Source organism: Microcoleus sp. (genome assembly GCF_049646505.1).
Classification (GTDB): domain Bacteria; phylum Cyanobacteriota; class Cyanobacteriia; order Cyanobacteriales; family Microcoleaceae; genus Microcoleus.
The window spans coordinates 1-5,470 of sequence record NZ_JBARVX010000587.1; the positions used below are offsets into that span (position 1 = coordinate 1).

Annotated in this window: 2 protein-coding genes; both read left to right on the forward strand. The window is 46.2% G+C overall.

The window, feature by feature from the left end:
• Window positions 1-368: 368 nt before the first annotated feature.
• A complete protein-coding gene (locus WBA89_RS27535; RefSeq protein ID WP_424410819.1) occupies window positions 369-4,982 on the forward strand; it encodes a tetratricopeptide repeat protein in 4,614 nt (1,537 codons plus the stop codon).
• Between the two features lie 38 nt (window positions 4,983-5,020).
• Window positions 5,021-5,470, forward strand: a 450-nt coding sequence (locus tag WBA89_RS27540) for a hypothetical protein (protein WP_424410820.1), incomplete at its 3' end; no start/stop codon positions are given.

Below are 5,470 nucleotides of genomic sequence, written 5' to 3' on the forward strand. Positions count from 1 at the left end.
AAAAGGCTTTGTTAGTTTGGGTGCGATCGCACATTTTGCGCTATTTGTAATCTTTTTTGATGCCGGTTCCCTTGCCGGGCTCACAAAAAAGCATCCCACCAGCAAGCACCGGCAGTCTTGACTTTTGTTTGCCAAACCCGCCCGGTGCCGAGGGGCGCGCAAATCAGCCAAAAACCAAGCTGATTGGTACGTATTTAGCAGTCAAATCAAAAAAATCCGCCGAGAATCCCGGTTCCTCGCCAGCACCCTCCGTCAAAAAAATTAATCAGCGGGGGAACAAGTCCGGTACTGTTAATGTCAAACGCGAGTATAATTGTGAAACGTTTTGACTACCCTATTTAATTCCTGCCTCTGGAGCCGCCGCCCCTATGCCATCAACAGTGAATACAGAATCAACAGCGGTTCAATTTAACCAACAGGGAGAAATATATTTATCCCAAGGAAAATTAGAAGAAGCGATCGCCTCCTGCGAGCAAGCTTTGAAAATGCACCCCAATTTTGCGCCGGCTTACAAGACTTTGGGTAAGGCGCTGCAAGCTCAAGGCAGGATGGAAGAGGCGCGGCACTGGTACGCTAAAGCTGTGGAAATAGAACCGAATTTTGCAGAAGTATACGCCAATTTGGGCAGCCTTAGCGCGCAGCAGGAAAAATGGCAGGAGGCGATCGGATTTTATCAAAAGGCGATCGGCCTGAAACCGAATTTCGCCGGAGTATACCGCAATTTAGCAAAAGTATTCGGACAAATTGGCAAAGGGGCAGAATCTCAGGAATGCTGGTACCGCGCATTTTCTTTGGAACCGGAAAAAGCAAAGCCCTCGGAACACTTGAGTATGGGCGATGCTTTTTTCCGCCAGGAAAGGTTGCCCGAAGCTATTTCTTGTTACGATCGCGCTATAAAATTAAATCCTAATCTGGCGCAAGCCTACCAAAATATTGGCGAAGCCCTCAAAAAACAAGGCAAGTTAGAAGAAGCCACAGTATATTATCGCAAAGCTATTGAACTGAACGCAGCTAATGCTAGAAACGGCAGCGATGGAGAGCAAACTTTGGCTGGTGCAACCGCGGCGACAAACGGTGCTGCTAAGCCGCCACAAGTTCAACAACAAATACCGCAACAAATTCAACAACCACAAGTTCAACAACAAATACCTGAGCAAATATTGCGGAAAATACCGCAAGAAATACTGAAACAAATACCGCAACAACTTCAACAACAGCTTGGGCGTCAACAAGTTCAGCAACCTGTTAATGCTGGAATTACTACAGAAGATCCAGAAGCATACAAAATACTGGCAGAAGGTTATTTTGCTCAGGGTAAATGGGAACAGGCAATTTCTGCTTGTAAGAAAGCTCTACAAATTAAGCCGGAAGCGCCGCTTTACAAAATGCTGGGTAACGCCTTGCAAGCGGTTGGAAAAATTGATGAAGCTAAAAGTTGCTATGTCAAAGCAATAGAAATTAATCCGAATTTTGCTGAAGCTTATGCTAATTACGGCAGCATTTGCGTGCAGCAGGAACAGTGGCAGCAAGCGGTTTCTGCTTACGAAAAGGCGATCGCCCTGAAGCCGGATTTCGCGGGCGCTTTCCGCAATTTTGCAAAACTTTTAACTCAATTAGGGAAGTCTGAGGCGGCTGCTGAGGCTTTGTACCGGGCTTATGCGATCGACCCGAAATCCGCCACCGCTGAGGAACACGAGAATTTAGCTAAAACTTTGATCGAGCAAGGTAAGGTAGAGCAAGGTATTGACTGTTACCGGCGCGCGGTTGAGTTGAACCCAGATGCTGGGGCGGCTTATCATGAATTGGGCGAAATTCTCAGAAGTCAAGAACAGTGGGAAGCGGCGGTTGATGCTTACAGCAATGCTATTAGAAATAATCCCGGACTTTCTTGGTCGCACAACAATTTAGCTGAGTGTCTGGTTAAGTTGGAACGGTGGGAGGAAGCTGTAAATGCTTACCGGATGGCGATCGAACTAAATCCCGATTTTAGCTGGTCTCACAACAATTTAGCTGATGTTTTGCTGAAGTTGGAACGGTGGGATGAGGCGGTGGAAGCTTACCGGAAAGCAACTGAGTTAAATCCCGATTTTAGTTGGTCGCACAATTATTTGGCTGACGCGCTGATTAAGCTAGAACGCTGGGATGAGGCGATTTCGGCTTACCAAAGGTCGATCGAACTGAATCCCGACCATTTTTGGGCGCACAACAATCTAGCAGAAACGCTGGTGAATTTGGAACGTTGGGATGAGGCGGTTGTTGCGTACCGGCGGGCTAACGAAATCGACCCGAATTTTTTCTGGTCCGAGAGCAAGTTGGGCGACGCGCTGCTAGAAATGGAAAGGTGGGATGAGGCGATCGCTGTTTACCGTCGCGCGGCTGAGTTGAATCCTGATTTTGCGTGGACTTATTACAACATGGGGACGGCTCTGGAGAAGCTGGAACGGTGGGATGAGTCGATCGCTTCTTACCGCCGTGCTGTCGAAATTCAGCCGGATTTGCCGTGGATTTCGCAAAAGCTGGCTGATGCTTTGAGGATGCGATCGCAGTGGGATTTGCAGCAGTCAATGGGTTTGTACCGAAAGGCGATTCTGGAGAATCCCGAGGATGTGCAGTTGTATCACAAGGCGCTGGAGATTGCGCCGAATGATGCTGACCTTTATGTTGAGTTGGCGAATGCTTTGGTGCGGCAGAGTTGGCCGGATGGGGCGATCGTCTTTTATCAGATGGCGTTGCAGATTCGGCCTGATGACAAGGCTATTTCTGGGCTGTTGGAAGATGTGTTAAAAAAAAAAGGGGTAAGTAGGGCGGCAGAAAAGAGCGTTCTGCCTCCTGCGGATGCTGTGGATTACCACAAGTTAGGCGAGAGTCTTCAGGGAGAAGGTAAAATTGCTGAGGCTATGGTCGCATACAAAAGAGCGATCGAAGTTAACCCGAATTACTTTGGAACTTACCATAACTTAGGAGACCTTTATCAACAAAAGCACAAGCTAGATGAAGCAGTAAGTTGTTACCAGATGTCGATTCAACATAATCCAGGTTTTGCATGGTCGCATCACAACTTAGGGGATACTTTGTTGCGACAAGAAAAATTTGAAGATGCGGCTACTGCATATCGCAAAGTGATTGAAATCGATCCAAACTTTGCGTGGGCCTACTACAATTTGGCGCGAGTATTAAACCAACAAAATAAGATCTATGAAGCCCTAGGTTACTACCAGAGGGCTAATGAACTTAATCCTCAAGTATTTCCTCTGGACTTGGATGTTTTGCGGGAAGGACTACTGCAAAGCCAAGATACCTATAGCAGATGGCGGGCTCAGAATTGCCCCAGAGAAACCGAGTTACGACAGATGGCTGAAGCAGTAAAATTGTTGAATTATAAGCCTCTGATCAGCGTCATCGTACCGGTTTACAACACCCCGGAAAATTTTCTGATGGAGGCGATAGAATCAGTTCGGAATCAAGTCTATCCTTACTGGGAATTGTGCATCGCTGACGATGCTTCAACTGATCCTAAAGTCAAAAAAATCTTGACAGAGTATGCGGATAAAGATGCTCGAATCAAAGTTGTTTATAGAACTAAAAACGGTCACATCTCTCGCGCATCAAATTCAGCATTAGAGGTGGCCGAAGGCGAGTTTGTTTCGCTGCTAGATCACGACGACTTGCTGACTCCAGATGCACTGTATGAAGTGGCGTTGATGTTGAACAGCCATCCAGAAGCGGACATGATATATTCCGATGAAGATAAGCTGACTGCAGATGATAGACTCATGGGGCCGTATTTTAAACCGGACTGGTGTCCTGATTCGTTCTTATCTCGGATGTACACTTGCCATTTAGGAACTTACAGGCGATCGATTATCAACGAAATTGAAGGTTTTAGAGCGGGTTTTGAAGGTGCTCAGGATTATGATTTGGTTTTGAGGTTTACAGAAAAAACTAACAAAATTTATCACATTCCCAAAGTCCTCTATCATTGGCGAATGCACTCAGGTTCGACGGCTAGCAGTTCGGATGCAAAGCCTTATGCCTATCAAGCATCAATGAAAACTCTGCAAGAAGCTATTGAAAGGAGAGGCGAACCTGGTCAAGTAGAGGAAGTTCCTGGTTTTTTGGGACACTACATTGTCCGCTACAAAATTACTGATTACAAGCTGGTAAGTATCATTATTCCTACACGGAATCTCGGCAACGTTTTAGACAAATGCCTAGAATCTATTTTCACTAAGAGTCTGTACCCAAATTATGAAGTTATAGTTATCGACAACGGCAGCACGGAGTTAGAGACGGCTGAAGTAATTGCTAAATGGACGGCAAAGGAACCCGATAGGTTTACGTGTTACCCCTTCAACATTCCCTTCAATTTTTCTCAGATTAATAACTACGCTGCCAGTAAAGCGCGGGGCGATTACTTACTGTTTTTGAATAACGATACAGAGGTAATTACTCCCGATTGGCTTGACGCGATGGTGGAACAAGCTCAAAGGTCTTCTATAGGCGCTGTGGGAGTGAAATTGCTATATGCTGACAACACCATCCAACACGTTGGAGTTGTGCTGGGAGTTGGCGGCGTTGCGGGCCACATATACCTCGGTTTTCCCGCTAATTTCCCTGGATATTTCAGCAATGTGGTGGGGATGAACAATCTGTCAGCGGTGACAGGCGCGTGTTTGATGTGCCGCCGCGAGGTATTTGAGAGTGTGGGGGGATTTGATGAGGAACTAGCAGTTGCCTATAATGATGTGGATTTATGCTTGAAAATGGTTGACCAAGGCTATCACAATATTTACGTGCCTCATGTTTCTCTCTACCACCACGAATCAAAAAGTCGTGGTTACGAAGATACGGCAGAAAAAAAGGCGCGGTTGCAAAAAGAGGCAGATACTCTAGGAGAAAGATGGCAAAAATATATTGAAAACGATCCTTGTTATAGCCCGCATTTAACTAGGGAGCGTCAGGATTTCAGCATCAGAGCATAAGACGAGATCGACCAAAAAGTCAAGTACACAAATCTGAAATGAAAAAAATGATTGACGTTGTAGAAGTGCTTAGTGCCCCCCTCGCAGAATCTCAAGGGTTACTAGGGTTTAATCTCGATGTACCAGAAACAGGAACTCAAACTGATGTTGGGGCCGTTGAGTTTCGGGGTTGGGTTCTGGGGAAAATGTCTCCGGCGATCGCCGTTGAAGTAATTCATCAGGGGAGAGTCCTGAAAACCATTGCGGTGAATGTTCCTCGTCCTGATGTGGTCCAAACTTATCCCCAAGTGGCAGAAGCGGGAATTAGTGGGTTTCAGGCAATTTTAGACTTGAGCAGAGTGATCGATCGGCAAGACCAGTTAACTGTATATTCTATTTTGCGGGATCAAAGTCTTGCTAAGATGGCAGAAGTAACGGTTAAATTAGGATGTGAATCCTCTACTGTGGAGGTTCCCCTGCCTCAACAGGATGCGGAGTCAGGGGTAGAT